This window comes from Pseudonocardia sp. OZ21, from assembly GCF_059359135.1.
Genome location: NZ_JCADBN010000009.1, coordinates 298,509 through 320,021 on the forward strand (window position 1 = coordinate 298,509; position 21,513 = coordinate 320,021).

Consider the following 21,513-nt stretch of genomic DNA (forward strand, 5'->3'; position numbering starts at 1 on the left):
GCTCAGATCACTCGGCGGAGTCGGAGTTTGCCGAGCGCGAGGGTCAGGGCGCTGAGCACGATCATGACGGCGACCACGACGCCTTGGATCGGCCAGTAGTTCGAGTCCGGCTGGTAGTCCCGGTAGATCGAGACAGCGCCGATAGTGGGCGCGCAGACGCGCATGTCGACCGGGGGCGGGCAGTGACGGTAGAAGGTGGTCAGGTCGATCCGGTTGCCCGCGGTGTCGAGGAAGCCGAAGTCCCGCGGGAGGGTGCCCGGGCCGGTGTTCGTGTCCCAGCCGTGCCAGGTGTCGGCGAGCGGGGTGGTGGTGGTTTCGGCGGGCAGGTAGTCGTAGCGGTCGTAGAGGACCACGAAGAAGACCAGCGTCCAGCCGAGGACGGTCACGACGATCGTGGCGAGCGAGTTGCGGAGCAACAGCCCGGCGGCGGCCGCGATGGCGAAGGCCAGGAGGGCGTTGCCGACCGGCAGCACGCCGGACACGTCGAAGTCCACCGGCTCGATGCGGTAGTGCTCGTAGAGCACCGCGAACGGCTCCAGAGCCCACGACGCGACGAGCGTCAGCCCGGCGACGGCGACGAGGACCGGCACGAGCGACACGGCGATGCCGGTGGCCCACCAGCGGGCCCGGCTGGTGGCCTGGGTCAGGGCGAACACCTGCGTGCGCTGCTCGAACTCGCGCGCGAACAGCCCGGCTCCGGCGATCATCCCGACGATCGGGGCGAGCACCCACAGCCAGGCCCGCGCGGGACCCTGGAAGCCGCGGAAGGAGTGGTAGAGCTCAAGGCCCGGACCGCCGTCGATGCAGCCGGCCGCGTGATCGGTCAGGCATGCGGTGGCGCCGAGATCGGCGGCGGCGTCGGCGAGCAGCAGCCGTGCGCCGACGAGGACGAGCGCGGTGCCGGCGAGCAGGACCGCGCAGAGCAGCAGCGCAGCGCGTTGCCTGCGCCAGACGAGCCACATCATGCCGCGCTCCCGGTGCTCGTCGGTGCCGTTCCCTGCTGCAGATAGCCGAGAACGAGGTCGTCCAGGGACGGGCTCACCGCCCGGAACCCGGGCGGCACGTCGGGGCCGCGGACCAGGGCCGTGGTCTGTCGGCCCACGGTCGACTCGTGCACCACGTGCCCGGCGGCCAGGCCCGGAGCGGCGTCGCCGGGCCCGGTGACGCGCCGGTGCGCGCCGAGAAGTTCCTCGACCTCGCCGCAGAGCCGGACCCGCCCGTCGCGGAGCAGGACGAGGTAGTCGCAGGCGTCCTCGAGGTCGGCGATCACGTGGGAGGACAGCAGCACCGTCGTGCCGGTCTCGGCGGCCTCGGCGAGCAGGGCCGCCATCACCTGCTTGCGTGCCAGCGGATCCAGCTCGGCCAGCGGCTCGTCGAGAAGCAGCAGCTCAGGCCGCCGGCCCAGGGCGAGCGCCAGCGCCACCCGGGCCCGCTGACCCGGCGAGAGCTCTCCGACCCGCTCGCCGAGCCCGATCCCCGCCTCGTCGACCAGCCGGAGCACGTACGACGCGTCCCACCGGCCGCGTGCGTTGAGCACGGCCCCGGTGCGCAGCATCTCGCCCACCCGAAGGGAGCGGTAGAGCGGCTTGTCCTGAGCCACGAAGCTCGCTCCGGCCGCCATCCCGGAGCGCCCGGGGTCGACGCCGAGCACGTCGACCCGGCCGGTCGTGGGCCGCGTCAGCCCGCTCGCCAGCATGAACGCGGTGGTCTTTCCGGCCCCGTTTGGTCCGACGAGGGCGGCGATCCGGCCGCGTGGCAGCTCCAGTTCGCAGTCGCGCAGCGCCCAGCGCCGTCGGAAACGCTTGCCGACCCCGTCGAACCGCAGGACGACCCCGTCACCCATCCTTGCCATCCCTCCGAATGTGGCGGTCGCGGACGTCGGCGACCAGCGCGTCGATGTCCTCGTGCTCGAGCCCCGCTGCCGTGGCCCGTTCCATCCACCGCTCCAGGTCGGTCCGCAGCTGCGCGTCGACCTCCGAGTCGGGGCGGGCGAGTGACCGCAGCACGAACGTGCCCAGCCCGGGACGCGGCTCCACCAGGCCCTCACGTTCGAGCTCGCGATAGGCCTTGAGCACCGTGTTGGGATTGACCGCGGTGCGGCTCACCACGTCCTTCGCGGTGGGCAGCCGGTCGCCCGGCTGCAACGCGCCGAGCCGCAGCGCCTGCTTCGTCTGGGCGACGATCTGCAGGTAGGTGGGCACCCCGGAGCGTCGCTCGATCCGGAACTCCACCGACCACATCCTCAAAGCACTAAGTAGTTAGTGGAACGATGGTGCCATGAGCGGGCGAAGTCAACCCCTCGGCCGTCGGAACCGAGCGGTCGACACCGGTCGTCGCGGGCAGCTCACCGCAGCCCGGATGAACCGGGACCGGTGCTCGGAGCACCGGCCGACAGCAGTCTCTCCGCCAGCACGCGGCACCGCCTCGCGAGCTCCGGGGGGTCGAGCACCTCGAAGCCGTGCCCCAGCAGGACCACGTGCATGAGCAGGAAGTCGAGGCTGCCGGCGCCGCTGAGCACCTCGCAGAGCTCGTCCCCTCGCCGTCGTACGACGGCCGCCGACGCCGGAATCTGGGCACGCACCGTGTCGGCAGGCGCGTGCACGAGGAAGCGCGCCTGGTACGGGTAGGCCCGACTCGCCACACCTTCCTGCACGTACGTCACCGCGTCGGGTGCCGCGCGCGGCCGGAAGCGCCAGCTCCGTGCCGACACCCCGGTCATCCGGTCGACGCGGAAGCTGCGCCAGTCGTCGCGATCGAGGTCGTAGGCGAGGAGATACCAGCGCCGGTCGGAGGCGACCAGGCGATAGGGCTCGACCCGCCGCCGTCGCACCTCGCTCCGGGACGGGTAGTCGAAGCCGGCCTCGACCTCGTCGCGGCAGGCCCTGGCCAGCGTCGTGAGCACCTCGGGGTCGATCGGCGTACGGCCTCCGCCGAAGGACTCCACCGAGCCGGAGAGCGCACGCACCTCGTTCCGTAGCCGGCTGGGCAACACCTGGTCGAGCTTGGTCAGCGCCCGGAGCGCGGCGTCACCGGCGCCGGTGACCGCGCCACCCGCGCCGGCGAGCAGCGAGACCGCGGTGGCGATCGCCTCCTCGTCGTCGAGAAGCAGCGGCGGCAGGTCCTGCCCCGGGCCGAGCCGGTAGCCACCGCCGACGCCCTGGCCGGCATGCACCGGGTACCCGAGCGTGCGCAGCCGCTCGACATCGCGGCGCACCGTGCGCGGCGTGACCCCGAGCCGTTCGGCGAGTTGGGGGCCGGTCCAGACCGGGCGCTGCTGCAGCAGGCCGAGCAGGGTGAGAACCCGCTCCGTCGTCCCCCGCTCGGCGGCCCCTGCCATTTCAATGCCGCCCACCTTGCCGGAGATAGCGGACCGATCCTGTCCGCCAGGGGTGTCAGGGTGATCCCATGAGTCGAGACATCCAGGTCACCTTCGATGCCCACGACCCGCGGGCGCTGTCGTCCTTCTGGCGCGACGTACTGGGCTACGTCCACCCCGGCCCGCCCGGAGTCGACCTGCCCGAGGACGCCGACCCGCTGGCCGCATGGGACGACTTTCTCGAACGGATCGGCGTGCCGGAGGAGGAGCGCACCGCGAGATCGGCCGTCGAGGACCCGGATGGGCGTGGTCCCCGGCTGTTCTTCCAGAAGGTCCCGGAGGGAAAGCTCGCCAAGAACCGTGTCCACCTCGATGTCCGGGTGGCTCCGGAACTGCTGGGGGACGAGCGGATGGCTGCGCTGGAGGCCGAGTGCGACCGGCTCGTCGCTCTGGGGGCCACGCGCGTGCGTCGTGACGGGCCCGCCCCTCCCCTGAGCCCCGGCTTCATCGTGATGACCGACCCCGAGGGCAACGAATTCTGCCTCGACTGAATCCTCACTTCGGGCGTTTACCTGACCGAGGGTATTTCATCCGTTCGGTGGTGTTGCGCTGTTTGTCCGCGCATGCGGTGAACGCTAGTTTCCGCACGTGCGCAGGCTCTCCGTCGACGCGCGCTGAATCAGGACGTCGGCATTGGTTGTCGACACGTGTGAGGAGACGTCTGTGTCGAAGAAGGTAGGAATCGTGGCGGTCGCCGCCACGGCAGGGATGCTCGCACTGAGCCCACTGGCGTTCGCCGGGGACTACGGCGACCGGGACCATGATCGTGACCGTGACCGCGGTGGTAGCGGGATGGGCTCGTTCTGGTTCTGGTTCGACCACGACGACATCCAGCGGGACAGCATCATCCGCTGCACCAACGAACAGACCATCAATGGGCTGCCGCCCGTGACGCCCGCTCCCGTCCCACCGGTGGTGGTCCAGGAGCAGAGCGGCAACTGCATCAACGTTCCTGACGGCGCGGATACCCCTGTCCCCACGACGACTCCCGCGCCTCCCGCAGGGACGTAGGCCGCGACCTCCCGCTCGGCGGGCTACGACGCAACCGCGATTCCCGGGATGTGTTTGAGCTCGCCGAGCAGGGCGGAGGAGACGGTCACCGAGAATCCGTCGATCGCCATCGGTGTCTCGCGGTTCCGGTAGCACAGCACCAGCGTCAGTGGGGTGCTGCCGGAATGCGCCACGAGCGCCGACTTCAGCTCTGACACCACCGCGTGGTCCAGTTTCAAGGCGTCGGCCTTGAGCACCAGCGGTGGTTCTCCCATGCCCGCCTGCGCAGCGGCCACGTCGAGCGTGATGATTCCCGACGCGAAGATCGACATCCGTTGCTCGTCGCGGATGTTGACCCGCCCCTTGACCGCGACGGCCGAGTCGGCGACGAGGTCCTCGTGCATCGCGAGGTACGACTTCGGGAAGAACAGCACCTCGACGGCGGCGTCGAGGTCTTCGATCGTGACGATCGCCCAGGGCTCGCCCTTCTTGTTCACCCGCCGGTCGACCGAGACGATCATGCCGGCGATGGCGACCTCGCCTTCCTTCGGCGGGTCGTCGAGGATCGCGGCGATGGCCCGGGGAGCGTGCTTGCGCAGAATCCGCTCGGTTCCGTCGAGGGGATGCGCGGAGACGTAGAGCCCGAGCATCTCGCGCTCGTAGGCGAGCATCTGCTTCCGCGGCCACTCCTCCTCGCCGATCTTCAGGTGGGCGAGCGGCGAGCTCTCCGCGGGTGGCGGGCCGTCACCCATGCCGCCGAACAGGTCGAACTGGCCTCGCTCCTCGTGGCGCTTGAGGTTGGTGACCGCGTCGACCGCATCCTCGTGGACCATCAGCAGCGACTTGCGGGGCTGGCCGAACGAGTCGAAAGCGCCTGCCTTGATCAGCGACTCGATGGTGCGCTTGTTGCAGCAGACCAGGCTGACCTTCTCGAGGAAGTCGCTGAAGGAGGTGAACCGACCCTTGTTCTTACGGGTCTCGACGATGGCTTCCACGACGTTGGCGCCGACGTTGCGCACCGCGCCGAGCCCGAAGCGGATGTCCCCGCCGACCGCGGAGAACCACAGATCGGAGTCGTTGACGTCCGGTGGGAGCACCTTGATGCCCATCCGGCGGCATTCGGCGAGGTAGACGGCCGACTTGTCCTTGTTGTCGCCGATCGACGTCAGCTGGGCAGCCATGAACTCGACCGGATAGTTGGCCTTCAGATAGGCCGTCCAGTACGCGACGAGCCCGTAGCCGGCGGTGTGGGACTTGTTGAAGGCGTATCCGGCGAAGGGCAGCATGACGTCCCAGAGGGTCTGACACGCCTCCTCCGAGAAGCCCTTGCCGGTCATGCCGGCGCGGAACCCCTCGAACTCCTTCTCGATGATCTCCTTCTTCTTCTTGCCCATCGCGCGGCGCAGCAGGTCGGCCTGGCCGAGGCTGTAGCCGGCGAGCTGCTGGGCGATGGCCATCACCTGCTCCTGGTAGACCAGCAGGTGATAGGTCTCGCCGAGGATCGGGTCGAGCGCGTCCTGGAGATCCGGGTGGATCGGCGTGATCTTCTGCCGCCCGTTGGAGCGCTCCGCGTAGTCCATGTGCGCGTTCGCGGCCATCGGGCCCGGCCGGTACAGCGCCAGCGCCGCGGCGATGTCACCGAAGTGGGTGGGCGCCATGGCCTTCAGCAGCGTCCGCATCCCGCCGCCGTCGAGCTGGAACACGCCGAGCGTGTCGCCGCGGGTGAGCAGCTCGTAGGTCTTCTTGTCGTCCAGTTGGAGCGTCGGCAGGTCGATCTCGATGCTGTGGTTGGCGGCGACGGCTTTCACCGCGTCGTCGACGACCGTGAGGGTGCGCAGCCCGAGGAAGTCCATCTTCAGCAGGCCGATGTCCTCACACGACGGGAAGTCCCATCCGGTGATGACCGAGCCGTCGTCGCGCTTCCACAGCGGGATGACGTTGAGCAACGGCTCCGAGGAGAGGATCACCGCGCAGGCGTGCACGCCGGCGTTGCGGACCAGGCCCTCCAGCCCGCGCGCGGTGGTCATGATCTTGCCGACCTCGGGGTCGGTCTCGGAGAGAGTGCGGACCTCCGAGGCTTCCGCGTACCGCTCGTGGCTCGGGTCGAAGATGCCGGAGAGCGGGATGTCCTTTGCCGCGATGGGCGGTGGCAGCGCCTTCGAGATCCGGTCGGCGATGGAGAAACCGGGCTGCCCGTGCAGAACTCGGGCCGAGTCCTTGAGCGCGGCCTTGGTCTTGATCGTGCCGAACGTGATGACCTGGGCGACGTTCTCCTCGCCCCACTTGTCGACGGTGTAGCGCATCACCTCGCCGCGCCGGCGTTCGTCGAAGTCCAGGTCGATGTCGGGCGGGCTGACCCGCTCCGGGTTCAGGAACCGCTCGAAGATGAGCTTGTGCTCGATCGGGTCCAGGTCGGTGATGTGCAGGATGTAGGCCACCAGTGAGCCGGTTGCCGAGCCACGGCCCGGCCCGACGGCGATCTTCTGGGACTTGGCCCAGCGAACCAGGTCGCCGACCACCAGGAAGTAGCCCGGGAAACCCATCTTCGAGATCACGCTGAGCTCGATCTCGATACGTTCTTTGTATTCGGCTGACAAGCCGTTGGGGAAGCGCGACGGGGTGTACTTCTCGACGTCCGTGCGGAGCAGGTCGTCTTCCGTCTCGCCGGGCTGCAGCGGGAATCTCGGCATCCGGTCGATCTCGGCGTAGACCTCCGCGTACGACTCGACGCGCTCAGCAATCAGCAAAGTGCTGTCGGCGGCCCCCGGGACTTCTTTGTCCCAGTACTCGCGCATCTCGTCTGCACTTTTCAGGTAGTAGCCGTCGCCGTCGAACTTGAAACGGTTCGGGTCGTCGAGGGTCTTTCCCGACTGCACGCACAGCAGAGCGGAATGCGCTTCGGCCTGATCCTTCGTCACATAATGCGAGTCGTTCGTGGCAACCGGCGGCAGATCGAGTTTCTTCGCGATCGTGAGCAGGCCCTCGCGGACCGAGCGTTCGATCGGCAGGCCGTGGTCCATGAGTTCGAGGAAGAAGTTCTCTCGCCCGAAGATGTCGCGGTAGTCGCTCGCCGCCTGCAGCGCCGCGTCCTCCTGGCCGAGACGCAGTCTGGTCTGCACTTCTCCGGACGGGCAGCCGGTGGTGGCGATGATCCCCTCAGCGTGTTCCGCGACCAGTTCGCGGTCCATGCGCGGCTTGCGGTAGTAGCCCTCGAACGAGGCCAGGCTGGAGAGCCTGAACAGGTTCCGCAGCCCGGTGGCGTTGCGGGCCACCATCGTCATGTGCGTGTACGCGCCCGCGCCCGAGACGTCGCCGCCCTCGCCGAACTCGTCAGAACCCCGCTGTGACGCCTGGCCCCAGAAAATGGGTTTCTTGATGTGCCGGCTGGCTGGTGCGAGATACGCTTCGATGCCGATGATCGGTTTGACGCTACTCTTCGTGGCGCGACGGTAGAATTCCGCGGAGCCGTACATATTGCCGTGGTCGGTCATCGCCACCGCGGGCATGTCGAGGCGCTCGGCCTCGCTGAACAGCGCGTTTACTTTCGCCGCGCCGTCGAGCATCGAATACTCGGTGTGCACATGCAGGTGAACAAATGAATCCGCCACAGGCCCCGTCTCTCCCTCGCGCTGCCGGACAGTTCTACCAGGCCTTCGGGCCCGGGCCTCCCAGGTCCCGGCGCGCGTCGCGAAACGGCTTGTGCTGGGGGCTGAACGGGTGGGCGGCGGCCGCAGGCGCGCCCCCTCGACGTCGGGCCTCCTCGACCGTCTGCGGTCGCGCGGCGGGCAGTCACGGGCTCGGCTCGCCGACCGTGATCCAGTAACGCCGGACGGCGCCGAGTTCGGTGTCCCGGATCTCGTCGAGGACGCCGCCGTTGCGCTCGATCGTCCTCACCGAGGCGATGTTGCCTGCCTCGCAGGTGATCAGCACCCGGTCCATGCCGAGCCTCCGGGCCTCGTCGAGCATCCTGCCCACGGCCCACGTGGCCAGCCCGCGCCGGCGCGCGGACGGTCGGACGCCGTAGCCGATGTGGCCGAGCCGCAGCACGTGGTCGTCGAGCCCGTGCCGCAGCGCGATCCCGCCGAGCACCTGATTGCCCCCGACGATCCATCGGCACGTGGCCCGCACCCGGCCTGCCGCCACCGGCTTCGCCGGGTCCGACCCGTCGACCAGTTGAGCCACCCAGGCCGTGAACCCGGCGAGCGAGTCGACCTCGTCGGACGGCTGCAGCCCGAACCCGTCCTCGTGGACGCCGGGGCCCCAGTCGTCACGCGCCTCGAGCCAGGCGGTGTGCAGGCGTGCGGTGGGGGCGATCAGGTCGGGCACATCCCGACGATAGTGATCCGGCGCGGCCTCCTCGCCGGCCTTCGCGACTCAGGCGCTGGGATCGCCCTCGCCGCGGCGCTGATCCACCTCGGCGCGCTCGCCGCCCCATTGCCGGGCGCGGTCCGGGGCTCGCGACCCAACCAGCTGCACGCGGCCCGGAGCGGCTCCAGCGACGTTCCGGGCCTTCTACAGGGAGCGACCCTTGCGGGAAGCGTGCCTCACACTGAGGCGAGCTCACTCTTGATCATCTGCGCGAGCGCGGCAGGCTGCGACAGGAAAGGGGAGTGGGAGGTGGTGAGCCGCAGCAGCTTCTCGGCACGCTTGGCGAAGAGCTCCTGCGCGAACGGCGGAAGGGCGTTGTCGGCCTCGCACAGGATGTAGGTACTCGGGATCTCCTTCCAGGCGGCCTCCGTCAGCTCCTGGGTCTTCCCGGCGTAGCGCTGGTAGCCCAGATCTGCGATGGCCTGCTCGGTGGTGGCAGCGTCGACGTCCCCGTAGAACACGTCGGCGGGGTTGTCGACCGTCATGTAGTCCCCGGCGCCCCCGTCGTGCTCGTGCATCACCCACCACGGCGCGGGGTTGCCCCCGACACTCGAGAGCAGGGATTCACCCGAATCGAGCTGGAACGCCGCCAGGTAGATGATGCGTCGGACATTGCTCGCGCCGGTGAACGCCTGCGTGGTCGGAATGCCGCCGTAGGAGTGCGCGAGGACGACCACCGGACCGTCGATCGCATCGGCCGCGGCGCGGATGGCGGCGGCGTCGGAGAACATGTCACCGAGCGTGTTCACATCGTCGCCGCAGCTGGTCAGGGAGACGGTGTGGACGTCGACCCCGTCGAGTTCGTCGATCAGGTGCTGCAGGTGCGCGGGCTTGTGCCAGGCACCGGGGACGAGCAGGAGTGCAGGAAGTGTCATGGGGACCTCTGTTCGGAAACGAACGGATGAACGATGACCAACACGAACGGGCCAGGGCTGAGAAAACCGGACAGAACCGGCTTTATGGAAACGCTGGGCAGTCCGCGGCGATCACGGCGAGCACTGTACATCGAACTTGTTCGATGAAGTACTAAATCTAAACTCAGGTCGGACTCCGACCGAAAGCCCGAGGCGAGGTCGCGGCTCCTGGCGGGTCACGTGAACGCCGCGACGTTGCGCGACGCCCATTCGGCGAAGGTGTGAGGCGCACGACCGAGGAGCCGCTCCACATCCGGGCTGACGCGCTGCTCTGCGGCTGACGGTTCGCCGAGGATGCCGAGGGTGGCCTCCACGACGGGCTCGGGCATGTGATCCAGCATTCGGGCCCGCGCCTCCGCGCGGGTCTGCTCCGTGAACCGCACCGGCTCGCCCAGGGCGTCTGCGATCGCGGCGGCCTGCTGCCGGGGTGAGATCGGTCCCGGTCCGGTGAGCGTGTAGATCGCGCCGTTGTGGCCGGGTTCGCGCAGGGCGAGGGCGGCAACCTCGGCGATGTCGGCCGGGTCGATCGCCGGCAACGCGACGTCGCCGAACGGCGCCGCGGCGACCCGTCGTGCGCGGACCGAGCCGGCCCACTGAAACGTGTTGGAGTCGAAGTTGCCCGGCCGCAGCGTCGTCCAGTCCAGACCGGACTGCGTGACGGCGTCCTCCAGCACTGCGGGGTGGCGTCCGGAGCCGACGCCCTGCGAGGACAGCAGCACGACCCGTCGGACGCCGGCCGCCCGCACAACGGTCATGACGTCACCGAGATCGCCGTTCGCCATGAAGTCGGGGGAGGTCAGGACGAACAGCGCGGCAGCCCCGTCGAGGGCGGCCTTGAGGCTCTCCGGCTCGCCCAGGTCGGCCCTGACGTGCCGGACTCCTGCAGGCACGTCGGTCGGCCTCCGGGAAACGGCTGTCACTTCCTCGCCCGCTTCGACGAGGGCCCGCGTGAGCGGCTGCCCGACGTTGCCCGTCGCTCCGGTCACAACGATCATGTCTTTCTCCTGGTCCGCGCTGGTTCAACTGACGCGACGACGCTACTTTCGATCTACTAGTAGGTACCCAGAGGAAAGTGGGTTCGAGGTGGCCGAGACCACACCGGCCGTCGCTCCGGAGCAGGCCTGCCCGATCGCCCCCGTGGTGGACATCGTCTTCAGCCGCTGGACCACACCGATCCTGTGGACGCTCAACGAGTACGGGCGGCAACGGTTCGGGGAGCTCGAGCGCCGCATCACCACGATCACGCCCAAGGTCATGACGCAGCGGTTGCGGCAGCTCGAACGCGACGGACTCGTCGTACGCACCCAACACCCGGAGATTCCACCCCGGGTGGAGTACGAGATCACCGAACTCGGGCGCAGCCTCGCGCCCCTTTTCGCCACGCTCGCCGAGTGGTCGGTCAACCTGGAGAAGGTTGACCAGGCCCGCCTGGACTACGACGCACGGCAGCAGTCTCGAAACCGTCGAAGCTGAGCCGGCGATCGTTCCCTTTCGTCCATGACCCGAGCGGCGGCCATCGGCAGGATGTGCCCCATGCAGACTCGCGAGGACGGTGGACCGGCCGATCTGGAGGAGCGGGGTTGGCAGGCGCTGGCCACTGAGGGGGCGGCCCCGGAGTTCTATCGCGAGGTGCTCGACGACACGGTGGTGATGCTGCTGCCCGGCGGCCTCGTGCTCGACGACCGGGCCGCGATCATCGAAGCGATGAGCGGGCCGCCCTGGTCGGCGTACCGCATCGGCCGGCTGACCGAGCACCATCCGACCGCGGACACCGGGCTCGTCACCTACGAGGTGGTGGCCCGGCGCGGGGACGGTCCGGAGTATGCGGCACTGATCGGCAGCCTCTACGTCCGGCGCCCCGCGGGGTGGCGGTTGACGTTCCACCAGCAGACCCCGCGCGGTGCCACGTGGCGCGACCCCGAGGGGACGGCGCAGCGTCCGTAGGGGATCAGCCGGATGTCGCCCCGCGCTGCCGGACGAGCGGCAGATACACCTCGTCGACGATCTCGACGAGGACATCGTCGGGGACGGTAGGAACTCCGCGCACCACGAACTCGTTGCGGAGCAGCACGATGGCAACGGTGGCGACCCGAGGATGAAGTGCCTCCGGGGAGATCTCGCCGCGTGCCACCGCACGGCCCAGGACGGTCAGCCAGGGGGCGGCCAGCGCGTCGGCGGACTGTTCTGCCAGCCGGGTGAGGAGCCCCGAGGCGCCACCGGCCGCGGCGACCAGTTCGCGGAGGATCGTGCCGAGTGGGGAGCTCCAATGCCGGTTCGCTCCGCGTAGCAGCTCGAGGGCATCCGCACGCAGGTGGCCGGTGTCCGGGAGCGGGACCGTGGTGGTCAGCTGCTTGTAGGCGGCGATGCCGAGCGCAAGGCGGTCCGGCCAGCGGCGGTAGATCGCGTTCTTGTTGGTGCCTGCTCTCCTGGCGACCCGGTCCATGGTGAGCCCGGCGTATCCGCGCTCGGTGATCTCGTCGACCGCGGCACCCAGGATTGCTTCCTCCAGTGCGGTCCCCCGGCGCCGCGTCTGTCCAGCGCGGGCCTGGTCCGCCGGAACGTCCGCCATGGTCTTCCTCGCATTCGGTACTGCGCGTTCCTCCCCAGCATCGACTTGATCGCTCCCTTACGTCAAGATAGGGTACGCCTAGTACCCAATATTTCGAGAGGTGGCCATGCGCGCCAAAGGCATCAGCTACAGCACCGGGTTCGTGCTTCGAGGTGTGAACTCCCGTGTCCGCTTCGACCCGGAGCAGGTCCAGCGTGAGCTGCGCGTCATCCACGACGATCTGCACTGCACCGCGGTGCGCGTGATCGGCGGCGATCCCGAGCGGATCGAGATGGCGGCGAGGTTCGCCATCGACGCCGGCCTGGAGGTCTGGTTCTCGCCGTACCCTCTGGAGCTGAGTACCGACGAGATGTTGTCGCTGTTCGCCGACTGCGCCGAGAGGGCGGAGCGGCTTCGGCAGCAGGGCGGCGAGGTCGTGTTCGTCACCGGTGCCGAGCTGAGCCTGATGAACCCCGGATTCCTGCCCGGCGACAGCACCGACGAGCGGGTCGCGCTACTGAGGAGCCGGCCAGAACGGGCGCGCGAGGCGATCGGAGAGGCCGGCGCGCGAGTCAACGACTTCCTCGGTGCGGCCGTCGTTGTGGTCCGCGAACGGTTCGGAGGCAAGATCACGTACGCCTCGGTGCCGCTCGACCGCGTCGACTGGACGCCCTTCGACTTCGTGTCGGTCGACCTCTACCGGTCGAACGAGATCGTGGACCAGTTCGCTGAAGGGGTCCGGGGCCTGGTCGCGCTGGGCAAGCCGGTCGCGATCACCGAGTTCGGCTCTGCCGGCTACCGCGGCGCGGGCGACCGGGGTGCGCTCGGACTGGAGATCGTCGAGTACGACAAGGAAACGGGGTGGCCGGTCCGGCTGAACGGTGAATACGCACGGGACGAAGCCGGCCAGGCTTCCTATGTACGCGAACTGCTGGAGGTTTTCGATGCCGAAGGCGTCGACAGTGCTTTCCTGTTCATCTTCGCGCTCTACGACTTCCCGCACCGTCCCGACGGGGACCCGAGCGACGACCTGGACCTCGCCAGCTACGGCATCGTCAAGGTCTTCGACGACCGCTGTGGAGAAACTTATCCCGACCTGCCATGGGAACCCAAGATCGCCTTCAGTGCTCTCGCCGACTTCTACCGAGAGCGCTGACTGCGGACCACGACGCCGAGGCGCGGCCGTCCGTTGAACTACAACCGAGAAGGCCCTCCAGCGGTTGGATCGACGAACATCCGGGGTTGGCCGCTGGAGGCGCGCAGTCCCCGTCGACCGGGATGTTCGCACCGGTGACGAACGCGGCGTCGTAACTGGCCAGGAAGGCGAACACGGAGGCGATCTCGGACGGCGGTGCGGGTCGCCCCAACGCGATCCGCTGCTGCCGGGCCGAGATCCGCCGGTGCGGACCGAAGTGGTGTCCGGGTGACACGGTTGTTCCTCCCCGGGCGCACCGTCGTCGGCAAGGAGCCGCTGGGACCGGACGCGCAGCGGCGGCTGCGGCATGAGCTGGCGATGCTGGAGCGGTTGCGCGGCGATCCGGGCGCGCGAGTCCCGCCGCTCCCCGGTCCCGGTCGAGCTCGACGTTGCGGTCGACCGGCGGCTGCCCGAGCAGATCGAGATCGCCGCTTACTACCTGGTGGCCGAGGCGTTGACCAACACGGCCAAACACGCCGACGCCTCCGTCGTCCACGTCGAGATGGACACCGCCGACACCGGCGCCGTGCTGCGGGTCCGCGTGTGCGACGACGGCCGTGGCGGCGCCGACCTCACCGCCGGGTCCGGCCTGGTCGGGCTCAAGGACCGGGTGGAGGCGCTGGGCGGCCGGCTCTCGGTGCACAGCGCCCCCGGCGCGGGCACCACCGTGCACGCCGAGCTCCCGCTGGGCCAGGCCCCGGTAGGTCTCGGTCGGAAAGGTCGGAGTGCGTGTTGACGTTCCACCAGCAGGCCCCGGGGCGTGTTCGGACCGGAGATCGTCGAGTACGAAAAGGAAAAGGATGGCCGTTTCGCGCCCTATGGAAGCGACCCGGCGGTCGGGTCCAGGAACATCCGAGGCTGGCCGCTGGACGCACGCACCCCTCCGTCGACCGGGATGTTCGCACCGGTGACGAACGAGGCGTCATCGCTGGCCAGGAAGGCGATCACCGAGGCGATCTCGGACGGTTGTGCGGGTCGCCCCAACGCGATCCGCTGTTTGAACGCCTCCAACACCGGCTCATTCTCCAGGTTGGGTGCTGCCATGTCGGTGACGGTGAGACTGGGGTGCACCGCATTCACCCGCACACCGTCCTCCGCGTGATCGAGCGCCATCGAGTTGGTCAGATTCACCACCGCACCCTTTGCCGTGTTGTAGGCGACCAGGCCCCAGTCCGCGCCGAGTCCCGACACCGAACCGACGTTGACGATGCACCCACCGACGGCACGCAGATGAGGAAGCGCGGCGCGGGAGGCGAAGAAGACCCCGTCGACGTCGACCGCCATGACCTCGCGCCAGGCCGCCGGATCCAGTTGCTCGACCGTGCCGATCGCCGCCGTCGCAGCGTTGTTGACCAGCACGTCCACCCGGCCGTGCCGCTTGGCCGCGTCGTCGATGACAGCGGTGATCGCAGCGATGTCGGACACGTCACCCACGGCGGCCTCGACGGTGCCGTCCGCGTCCGCGACGGTCTTCTGCAGCTTCTCCGCGGTGCGCCCGACCGCGACCACCGTCGCTCCCTCGCCCGCGAACCGGTGGGCGGTGGCCGCCCCGATTCCGGACCCCGCCCCGGTGACTATGACGACCTTTCCGGCGAATCGATCTTTTATCACGCATTTCCTCCTCGAGGCGCCACCGCCGACTATTGTCAGAGAGGAACTCTAGGCGGATCGGCCGAGAACCAAAACGACGGAACTCACAGGACGTCCGGATGATTCGCACGATTCAGGATCATTTCGTCAGCGGGGACGACAAAGGAGCGCTCGGAAGTCGGCTCAGAGCGGGAGACGCCGTTCGACCGTGGTCGTGCCGGCGTAACGGGGCGGGGTCGACTTCGGTCACGGCAGTCTTCCCGTCCAGCCGCCAGCCCGTGCTGTAGGCCGCGGCGAAGGCTTCCTCGCCCAGCGCCACCTGCCCTCTGCGGGTGAGCTCGCGAATCCGCCGATCGGTGCGGTCGTGAGCACCGCGCAGCCGGGAGGCGGCGCCGAGCAGGACGGCCACGTCACGGTGCCGCCCGTACCGCGCGGCGAGGCCGGCCACGGCCACCGCCACCGTTGCCAGGATCGGCATGTCCTTGCTGTCGACCGCCGCGGCGTACGCCCGGCCCAGCGCCTCCTCCGCGCCCGGCCCGTCGCCGAGTTCGAGACAGAGTGCGCCCCGCACCGCGCCGACCAGTGCCTGCGCGTGGTCGTGGCCGAACGGGAGCTGCTCGGACAGGCCGGCCTCGGCCGACTCGACCAGCTCGAGCGCCCGGTCCAGGTCACCGATGTGCACCCACACTTCGGCCTCCCGCGAGTCGACCAGTATGGCCATCTCGGGCGACGCCGAGCGCAGCACGCGCTCGCGGGTCGCGGCGATCATCTCGGTCGCCTGCGTGGTCTCGTCGAGCCGCACGTGCAGATCGATCCAGCGCAGGTCGATGAAGACCTCGTCGCTCAGGCTGAGCGACCCGAACTGGCGGGCCAGCCGTTTGGCCTCGTTCAGATCGGCCAGCGCGCCGGCGAGATCACCGTCGTACTGACGCAGCAGCGCGCGCACCGGCAGCGCATTGGCCAGGCCCCAGCGGTCGCCCGCCCGCGCGAAGCAATCCAGTGCGGCGGTCACGTCGCTGCGGACCTGGTCGAGGTGGCCCGCGTTCTCGGCGAGCTGGGCCCGGAACATGCGGGCCAGCCCGGCCAGCCAGACGTCCGGCCCGTCGACCAGCCGCTGGATGATCGAGGGCCACGCCTCGGCCTCCTCCAAGGACGCCAGCCCGAAGACGGCCAGCGCACCGCCGAAGCCCGGCAACTCCGAATGGCGGAGCAGCCGGTCGGTGAGCGTCCGTAGCTCCTCGCGCCGCTCCTCGATCGATTCCTTGTCCAGCGCGCTCCGGGTGGGGATGGTGGTGAACAGCAGCATCCCCTCGGCGATGTCGCGCTCCACGCTCGGCCGCTCAACCGCTGTCGCGACCGCCTCACCGAGCCAGTAGGCCGCGTCGGGGTGCCGGCCGAGCATCTGCCAGTACCAGACCAGGTTCACCGCGAGCCCGATCGCGCCGCCGGCGTCGCCGGTGTCGCAGAGGTGGCGCAGGGCGGCGAGCACGTTGTCGTACTCGGCGCGCAGCACGCGCAGCGCGTCGAGCTGCTCGGGGCCGCGCAGCAGCGGGTCGTTGCGTGCGACCAGTCCGGCGAAGTAGCGGGCCGTCAGGTCCCGCATGCCCGTCAGGATGCCCTGTTCGGCGAGGTTCTCCAGGCCGTACTCGCGGATCGTCTCCAGCATCCGGTACCGGCCGGTGTCCGGCGCGAGCTGCAGCAACGACCGGTCGACAAGGCCCGCGAGCAGCTCCGGGATCTCGCCTGCGGGCACCGCGGTGCCGGCACAGACCGCGATGACCGACGCCGGCGTGACGCCGCCGGGCAGGACCGAGATCCGCTCCGCGACCGTGCGCGCGTTCGCGTCGAGCAGGTCCCAGCTCCACGCGATGACCGCCCGCAACGTGCGGTGCCGCGGGAAGGCGGTCCGGCTGCCGGTCGTGAGCAGGCGGAAACGGTCGGACAGCCCGGCAGCCAGGTCGGCCAGCGAGAGCGTTCGCAGACGGGCAGCGGCCAGTTCGAGCGCGAGCGGCATGCCGTCGAGGCTGCGGACTATGCGCAGCACGTCTCCGAGGTTGTGCTCGTCGACGTCGAACCCGGGTCGCACCGCCGCCGCGCGCTCGGTGAACAGGCGCACAGCCGCGGTCCGGCGGGCCTGCTCGACGTCAGCGTCCGGCGCGGGCAGGGTGAGGGGTCCGAGCGGGACCAGCCCCTCGCCGTCGATCGCCAGCGGTTCCCGGCTAGTGGCCAGCACCCGCAGCCCGGCGCAGCGGGCCAGCAACGCCGAGATCAGGTGGGCCACGGCGTCGATCAGGTGCTCGCAGTTGTCCACCACGAGCAGGCTCTCCCGGCCGCCCAGTTCGTCGGCCAGTACGTCCAGCTCGCCGACCGGGTCGCCGCGCAACGTGGCCGAAGCCTGGAACAGTGCCGAGCCGCGCAGCCCGATCCCGGCCAGCAGGGCCGCACCGACCTTGGCCGGCTCGGTGACCGAGGCGAGGTCGATCATCCAGGCACCGTCGCGGTACTCGTGCCGGTGGCGGCGGGCGGCCTCGACGGCCAGGCGCGTCTTGCCGGCGCCTCCGGGACCGAGCACGGTGGCCAGGCGCCCGGCGGTGAGGAGCGTGGCGATGCGGGCGAGGTCGTCGTCGCGACCGATGAAGCTGGTCAGCGGCGCGGGCAGGTGGCTCGGCCTGGTCTGCTCGGCGGGGACGGGCCGTTCGGCGCGCAGCAGGCGCAGGTGGCGCTCGCGCAAGGCGGCGCCCGGGTCGGTACCGAGAACGTCGGCCAGCGTTTCCCGGACCCGCTCGTACAGGGCGAGGGCCTCGGCCTGGCGACCCTGGGCGGCGAGTGCGTCCATGAGCAGTGCGGCGGCGCGCTCGTGGACGGGGCGCTCGGCGAGCAGGGCGGTCAGGCGGGTGGCGGCCGCGTCGGCGCGGCCCAGCGCCAGCTCGGCGTCGGCGAGGTCGGTGACGGCCTCGATCGAAGCGTGGGCCAGCCGGGTCGCGGCTGCGGGCGCGACCGCAGCGACGACCGTCGGCTCGGCGCCGGGACGGTCGCCCCACAGCGCCACGGCCTCGCCGAGCACGGCCGCCGCGGCATCCGGGTCGCCGGCACGCAGGCGGTCGCGACCGCTTGCGGCGAGCTGCTCGAACCGCAGCGCGTCCACGTCGGCCGCGTCCACGGCCAGCCGGTAGCCGCCCGCGGCCTGCGCGACGTCGCCTGCCGAGCCGAGGGTCCGGCGCAGCCGCGAGACGAGGGCCTGCAGGGCGTGGGCGGGGCCGGCCGGCATGTCCTCGGCCCAGATCGCGTCGACGAGGACGCCACGCTCGACCGCGCGCCCGCCGGCGAGCGCCAGCCGCACGACCAGACCCTGCAACCGGGCACCCGGAACGGGCAGGGCGGCGTCACCGCGGGACGCCTGAAAGGCGCCGAGCACCGTGACGCGAAGCCGCGCACCCCCGTCCATGCCCCGATCTTCGCGCGCGGACCGTCGAGTCCCCGAATCAGGCAGTGCCTGTGTCAGCGCCGTGCGCCGCCGTGTCAGCGCGGTGTGTGCCCCGTATGAGCGGCCCGGGTCAGTCTTCGCGTGCCGCCGAGAACGGGGCGGCGTGTCCACCAATCCGAACGACGGGGGAAACCGATGAGCCAGACGAACGCCGGGTATGACGGCTGGGTCCGGACCTGGGGCGCCTCGCCCCAGGCACCCGACGCGGCCACCGCGCTCGGCTCCTTCGCCGACACGACACTGCGCCACGCGGTGCGCATCAGCGGTGGCGGGCGTCAGGTGCGCATCCGCTTCACCAACGAGTACGGGACCGCGCCCCTCACCATCGGCGCTGCGCGCGTGGGACTCGCGGCGCCCGGCGGCGGGGTCCGACCCGGCAGCGACCGTGAGCTGACCTTCTCCGGTAGGTCGACCGCCGCTGTCCCGGCCGGTGCACCGATCCTGAGCGATCCGGTGGACCTGCCCCTGCCCGCCCTCTCCGAGCTGTCCATCAGCCTCTACCTGCCGGAGCCCGTGGAGACCTGCACCTGCCACGGCATGGGGGTGCAGACCTGCTGGACGATCCCGGGCGACGCCGTGGCTGCCCCCACCCTCCCGGCCAACGCCTCCTCCCTGCCGTTGCAAGCCCTCGTCTCGGCGGTGGAGGTGCTCCCCGACGGTCCGGCCAAGGCCATCGTCGCGCTGGGCGACTCCATCACCGACGGTTTCGGCTCGATGCCGGACGCCAACCGCCGCTGGACGGACCGCCTGGCCGAGCGGCTCGCCGAGCACGGCGGGCCCGCCGTCCACGTCTCCAACCAGGGCATCAGCGGCAACCGGATGCTGAACGACGGCGTCGGCGTCTCGGCGATGGCCCGCTTCGACCGCGACGTGCTGGCGACGCCGGGCCTCGGCTACGTGGTGGTCTCCGAAGGTCTCGGCGACATCGCCATCTCCTTCGCCCCGCGCGATGACGGCGGTCCCCTGGCCGAGTTCCTGACGATGTTCCCCGGCACGCCGGTGACAGCGGACGACATCATCGCGGGGTACCGCCGGCTGATCGCCCGGGCGCACGGGCACGGGGTGAAGATCTATGCCGCCACGCTGACGCCCTACGGGAACGACGACATGTTCGCGGCGGAGGGCGAGAGCGCGCGCCAGGACGTCAACGCCTGGATCCGCACCAGCGGCGCCTTCGACGGGGTGCTGGACTTCGACGCCGTCTGGCGTGACCCGGCCGACCTCAGCCGGATCAAGGACGGCTTCCACGCGGGCGATGTGCACGGCAGCGACGCGGGCTACCGGGCACTGGCGGACTCCATCGACCTGTCGCTGTTCGGGTGAGGCGCAACCGTTCGAGAAGGGGATCTCCCATGCATGACGTGGTGATCGTCGGCGCCGGCCCGGTCGGTCTTCTCCTTGCCTGCGAGCTCGGCCTCGCGGGCTGCTCCGTCCTGGTGCTGGAGCGGGAGCCGGAGCCCGGCTCCCCGTGGAGGGCGAACCCACTCGGGATGCGGGGCCTGTCCGCCATGTCGGTCGAGGCGTTCTACCGCCGCGGGATGCTGGACCCGCTGCTGACGGCGTCCGGCGTGCCCGGCGGTGCCGGCGTGAATCCCGAGTCGGACGAGCCGTCACCTCCGCGCAGCGTGGGCCACTTCGCCGGCATGGTGCTCGATCCGGCCAAGGTCGACGTCGCTGCCCTGCCGTTCCGGCTTCCCGGCCCGGCACCGGAGTTCATGGTGACAAGCCTCGAAGCGGTCGAGGCGGTGTTGTCCGAGCGGGCATCCACGCTCGGTGTGGAGGTCAGGCGCGGCGCCACGGTCTCGGCCATCGCGCAGGGCGACGAGAGCGTGGTCGTGCGCGCCGGCGAGCACGAGTACGCGGCACGCTGGGTCGTCGGCTGCGATGGAGGCCGCAGCGCGGTGCGTGGGCTCGCGGGCTTCGAGTTCGTCGGCACCGAACCGCTGTTCACCGGCTACACCATGCTCGTCACACTCGCCGATCCCGAGAAGCTGAGCCCTGGGTTCAACCTGACGCCGACGGGCATGTACGTCCAGATGCCCACGGAAGGGCACATCGGCGTGATGGACTTCGACGGTGGCGCGTTCGATCGCTCGCAGCGGCTGACCCGCGCCCATCTCCAGGCGGTTCTGCGTCGGGTGTCGGGCACCGACGTGACGCTGGCCGACGTCCATCTCGCGTCGAGCTTCACCGACCGGGCGATGCAGACGACGACCTACCGGCGGGGACGCGTCCTGCTCGCGGGCGACGCCGCGCACATCCACTCTCCCCTCGGCGGGCAGGGACTCAACACCGGCATCGGCGACGCCATGAACCTGGGATGGAAGCTCGCGGCGACCGTGCACGGGTACGCGCCGGACGGGCTTCTCGACACCTACACCCGCGAGCGCCGTCCGATCGGCGCCTGGGTGGTCGACTGGACGCGCGCCCAGGCGGCGGTCATGAGGCCGGACCCGCATTCCCAGGCGATCCAGGTACTGGTTCGCGACCTGCTCGGAACCCCCGACGGAACGACCTACGTGTTCGAGAAGTTCTCGGGATCGTCGATCCGCTACGACCTCGGCAGCGAGCAGCCGCTGGTCGGCCGCGACGCCCCGGACCTCCGTCTCGAGGACGGCACCCGTCTCGGCGACCTGATGCGGGACGGCCGGGGCGTCGTGCTCGATTTCAGCGCCGACCGTCGCCTGCACGGTTCGGCGACGGGCTGGGAGAGCCGGCTTCGGTACGTTGCCGGGCCGGCGAGAAACGACCTCGGATCGGGTGCCGTGCTCGTCCGGCCGGACGGCGTCGTCGTCTGGGCGGGGGATCGTGCCCCTGATCGTGAGGCGTTCGTGCTGGCCGCGAGCCACTGGTTCGGTGCTCGGGCAACCTGAGCCGCGACCGGCCTTTCGCCGGATCGCCATGCCGGGTCTCCTTCAGTGTCGTACGGCCGGGGTGGCCGCATCCGCCGCTGAGACGGAGCCGTCAGGCCGTTCTCGACAACAAGATCGGGCGGCCACCGCGGGTGGTTGACTGATCGGCGCAGCAGATCCCGCTGGGTCGGCGTCC

The 21,513-nt window shown here is 70.2% G+C and carries 20 protein-coding genes; 8 read left to right on the forward strand and 12 right to left on the reverse strand.

The window, feature by feature from the left end; genetic code table 11:
- Positions 1-2: 2 nt before the first annotated feature.
- The 4 genes from AC5L35_RS22120 to AC5L35_RS22135 form a co-directional block, all read right to left on the reverse strand.
- Positions 3-965 carry an ABC-2 membrane transporter-related protein gene (locus AC5L35_RS22120; protein WP_495061572.1) on the reverse strand — a complete coding sequence of 321 codons (963 nt, stop codon included), beginning with the start codon at positions 963-965 and terminating at the stop codon, positions 3-5.
- The gene (locus tag AC5L35_RS22125) at positions 962-1,843 is read right to left on the reverse strand and encodes an ATP-binding cassette domain-containing protein (protein ID WP_495061573.1); all 882 of its coding nucleotides are present in this window, start codon (positions 1,841-1,843) and stop codon (positions 962-964) included. The genes AC5L35_RS22120 and AC5L35_RS22125 overlap by 4 nt, the downstream gene beginning before the upstream one ends.
- Positions 1,836-2,240, reverse strand: coding sequence for a GntR family transcriptional regulator (locus AC5L35_RS22130; protein WP_495061574.1), 405 nt, complete (start codon positions 2,238-2,240; stop codon positions 1,836-1,838). The genes AC5L35_RS22125 and AC5L35_RS22130 overlap by 8 nt, the downstream gene beginning before the upstream one ends.
- Positions 2,241-2,344: 104 nt before the next feature.
- Positions 2,345-3,337 (reverse strand): helix-turn-helix transcriptional regulator, encoded by a 993-nt coding sequence (locus tag AC5L35_RS22135; RefSeq protein ID WP_495061575.1) that lies wholly within the window; start codon positions 3,335-3,337, stop codon positions 2,345-2,347.
- 68 nt (positions 3,338-3,405) lie between these two features.
- On the opposite strand from AC5L35_RS22135, the gene AC5L35_RS22140 reads away from it, so the two are divergent.
- Both AC5L35_RS22140 and AC5L35_RS22145 read left to right on the forward strand, forming a co-directional pair.
- Positions 3,406-3,867, forward strand: a complete 462-nt coding sequence (locus tag AC5L35_RS22140; protein ID WP_495061576.1) for a VOC family protein — start codon at positions 3,406-3,408, stop codon at positions 3,865-3,867.
- Positions 3,868-4,039: 172 nt separating this feature from the next.
- Positions 4,040-4,387, forward strand: coding sequence for a hypothetical protein (locus tag AC5L35_RS22145; RefSeq protein ID WP_495061577.1), 348 nt, complete (start codon positions 4,040-4,042; stop codon positions 4,385-4,387).
- Positions 4,388-4,410: 23 nt separating this feature from the next.
- Here the strand turns inward: AC5L35_RS22145 and dnaE are convergent, their stop codons facing one another.
- The 4 genes from dnaE to AC5L35_RS22165 all read right to left on the reverse strand — a co-directional run bounded on the left by dnaE (position 4,411) and on the right by AC5L35_RS22165 (position 10,643).
- The gene (gene dnaE / locus AC5L35_RS22150) at positions 4,411-7,974 is read right to left on the reverse strand and encodes a DNA polymerase III subunit alpha (RefSeq protein WP_495061578.1); all 3,564 of its coding nucleotides are present in this window, start codon (positions 7,972-7,974) and stop codon (positions 4,411-4,413) included.
- Between the two features lie 181 nt (positions 7,975-8,155).
- A complete protein-coding gene (locus tag AC5L35_RS22155; protein ID WP_495061579.1) occupies positions 8,156-8,692 on the reverse strand; it encodes a GNAT family N-acetyltransferase in 537 nt (178 codons plus the stop codon).
- A 218-nt stretch (positions 8,693-8,910) separates the two neighbouring features.
- Positions 8,911-9,609 (reverse strand): alpha/beta hydrolase, encoded by a 699-nt coding sequence (locus AC5L35_RS22160; protein WP_495061580.1) that lies wholly within the window; start codon positions 9,607-9,609, stop codon positions 8,911-8,913.
- 215 nt (positions 9,610-9,824) lie between these two features.
- On the reverse strand, positions 9,825-10,643 hold the full coding sequence (locus tag AC5L35_RS22165) for an NAD(P)H-binding protein (protein ID WP_495061581.1): 819 nt from the start codon (positions 10,641-10,643) through the stop codon (positions 9,825-9,827).
- An 88-nt stretch (positions 10,644-10,731) separates the two neighbouring features.
- Here AC5L35_RS22165 and AC5L35_RS22170 point away from each other — a divergent pair, with 88 nt between their 5' ends.
- Together AC5L35_RS22170 and AC5L35_RS22175 are read left to right on the forward strand one after the other, a co-directional pair.
- The gene (locus AC5L35_RS22170) at positions 10,732-11,121 is read left to right on the forward strand and encodes a winged helix-turn-helix transcriptional regulator (protein ID WP_495061582.1); all 390 of its coding nucleotides are present in this window, start codon (positions 10,732-10,734) and stop codon (positions 11,119-11,121) included.
- Between the two features lie 60 nt (positions 11,122-11,181).
- Complete coding sequence (locus AC5L35_RS22175; protein ID WP_495061583.1) at positions 11,182-11,592, forward strand: DUF4440 domain-containing protein; 411 nt, start codon at positions 11,182-11,184, stop codon at positions 11,590-11,592.
- Between the two features lie 4 nt (positions 11,593-11,596).
- Here AC5L35_RS22175 and AC5L35_RS22180 read toward each other — a convergent pair whose 3' ends face one another.
- On the reverse strand, positions 11,597-12,217 hold the full coding sequence (locus tag AC5L35_RS22180; RefSeq protein ID WP_495061584.1) for a TetR/AcrR family transcriptional regulator: 621 nt from the start codon (positions 12,215-12,217) through the stop codon (positions 11,597-11,599).
- Positions 12,218-12,323: 106 nt separating this feature from the next.
- Here AC5L35_RS22180 and AC5L35_RS22185 point away from each other — a divergent pair, with 106 nt between their 5' ends.
- The gene (locus AC5L35_RS22185; RefSeq protein ID WP_495061585.1) at positions 12,324-13,352 is read left to right on the forward strand and encodes a glycoside hydrolase family 113 protein; all 1,029 of its coding nucleotides are present in this window, start codon (positions 12,324-12,326) and stop codon (positions 13,350-13,352) included.
- Here AC5L35_RS22185 and AC5L35_RS22190 read toward each other — a convergent pair.
- Positions 13,318-13,626 carry an SDR family oxidoreductase gene (locus AC5L35_RS22190; protein WP_495061586.1) on the reverse strand — a complete coding sequence of 103 codons (309 nt, stop codon included), beginning with the start codon at positions 13,624-13,626 and terminating at the stop codon, positions 13,318-13,320. The two genes, AC5L35_RS22185 and AC5L35_RS22190, sit on opposite strands and share 35 nt — an antisense overlap.
- 72 nt (positions 13,627-13,698) lie before the next feature.
- On the opposite strand from AC5L35_RS22190, the gene AC5L35_RS22195 reads away from it, so the two are divergent.
- The gene (locus tag AC5L35_RS22195; RefSeq protein WP_495061587.1) at positions 13,699-14,127 is read left to right on the forward strand and encodes a sensor histidine kinase; all 429 of its coding nucleotides are present in this window, start codon (positions 13,699-13,701) and stop codon (positions 14,125-14,127) included.
- A gap of 80 nt (positions 14,128-14,207) precedes the next feature.
- Here AC5L35_RS22195 and budC read toward each other — a convergent pair whose 3' ends face one another.
- Entirely contained in the window at positions 14,208-15,002 is a 795-nt protein-coding gene (budC, locus tag AC5L35_RS22200; RefSeq protein WP_495061588.1) for a meso-2,3-butanediol dehydrogenase, read from the reverse strand.
- A 118-nt stretch (positions 15,003-15,120) separates the two neighbouring features.
- Positions 15,121-18,426: an AfsR/SARP family transcriptional regulator gene (locus AC5L35_RS22205; RefSeq protein WP_495061589.1), complete on the reverse strand. Its 3,306-nt coding sequence runs from the start codon at positions 18,424-18,426 to the stop codon at positions 15,121-15,123.
- A gap of 174 nt (positions 18,427-18,600) precedes the next feature.
- Here AC5L35_RS22205 and AC5L35_RS22210 point away from each other — a divergent pair, with 174 nt between their 5' ends.
- Together AC5L35_RS22210 and AC5L35_RS22215 are read left to right on the forward strand one after the other, a co-directional pair.
- Positions 18,601-19,788, forward strand: coding sequence for an SGNH/GDSL hydrolase family protein (locus AC5L35_RS22210; protein ID WP_495061590.1), 1,188 nt, complete (start codon positions 18,601-18,603; stop codon positions 19,786-19,788).
- A 29-nt stretch (positions 19,789-19,817) separates the two neighbouring features.
- Entirely contained in the window at positions 19,818-21,338 is a 1,521-nt protein-coding gene (locus AC5L35_RS22215; RefSeq protein WP_495061591.1) for an FAD-dependent oxidoreductase, read from the forward strand.
- Positions 21,339-21,513: the final 175 nt, after the last annotated feature.

What these genes read in the sequence shown, in the direction of transcription:
- AC5L35_RS22120 (WP_495061572.1), bottom strand. Translation starts at nt 965, where the DNA reads ATGATGTGGCTCGTCTGGCGCAGGCAACGCGCTGCGCTGCTGCTCTGC.
- AC5L35_RS22125 (WP_495061573.1), bottom strand. Translation starts at nt 1,843, where the DNA reads ATGGGTGACGGGGTCGTCCTGCGGTTCGACGGGGTCGGCAAGCGTTTC.
- AC5L35_RS22130 (WP_495061574.1), bottom strand. Translation starts at nt 2,240, where the DNA reads ATGTGGTCGGTGGAGTTCCGGATCGAGCGACGCTCCGGGGTGCCCACC.
- AC5L35_RS22135 (WP_495061575.1), bottom strand. Translation starts at nt 3,337, where the DNA reads ATGGCAGGGGCCGCCGAGCGGGGGACGACGGAGCGGGTTCTCACCCTG.
- AC5L35_RS22140 (WP_495061576.1), top strand. Translation starts at nt 3,406, where the DNA reads ATGAGTCGAGACATCCAGGTCACCTTCGATGCCCACGACCCGCGGGCG.
- AC5L35_RS22160 (WP_495061580.1), bottom strand. Translation starts at nt 9,609, where the DNA reads ATGACACTTCCTGCACTCCTGCTCGTCCCCGGTGCCTGGCACAAGCCC.
- AC5L35_RS22165 (WP_495061581.1), bottom strand. Translation starts at nt 10,643, where the DNA reads ATGATCGTTGTGACCGGAGCGACGGGCAACGTCGGGCAGCCGCTCACG.
- AC5L35_RS22175 (WP_495061583.1), top strand. Translation starts at nt 11,182, where the DNA reads ATGCAGACTCGCGAGGACGGTGGACCGGCCGATCTGGAGGAGCGGGGT.
- AC5L35_RS22180 (WP_495061584.1), bottom strand. Translation starts at nt 12,217, where the DNA reads ATGGCGGACGTTCCGGCGGACCAGGCCCGCGCTGGACAGACGCGGCGC.
- AC5L35_RS22185 (WP_495061585.1), top strand. Translation starts at nt 12,324, where the DNA reads ATGCGCGCCAAAGGCATCAGCTACAGCACCGGGTTCGTGCTTCGAGGT.
- AC5L35_RS22195 (WP_495061587.1), top strand. Translation starts at nt 13,699, where the DNA reads ATGAGCTGGCGATGCTGGAGCGGTTGCGCGGCGATCCGGGCGCGCGAG.
- AC5L35_RS22205 (WP_495061589.1), bottom strand. Translation starts at nt 18,426, where the DNA reads ATGGACGGGGGTGCGCGGCTTCGCGTCACGGTGCTCGGCGCCTTTCAG.
- AC5L35_RS22210 (WP_495061590.1), top strand. Translation starts at nt 18,601, where the DNA reads ATGAGCCAGACGAACGCCGGGTATGACGGCTGGGTCCGGACCTGGGGC.
- AC5L35_RS22215 (WP_495061591.1), top strand. Translation starts at nt 19,818, where the DNA reads ATGCATGACGTGGTGATCGTCGGCGCCGGCCCGGTCGGTCTTCTCCTT.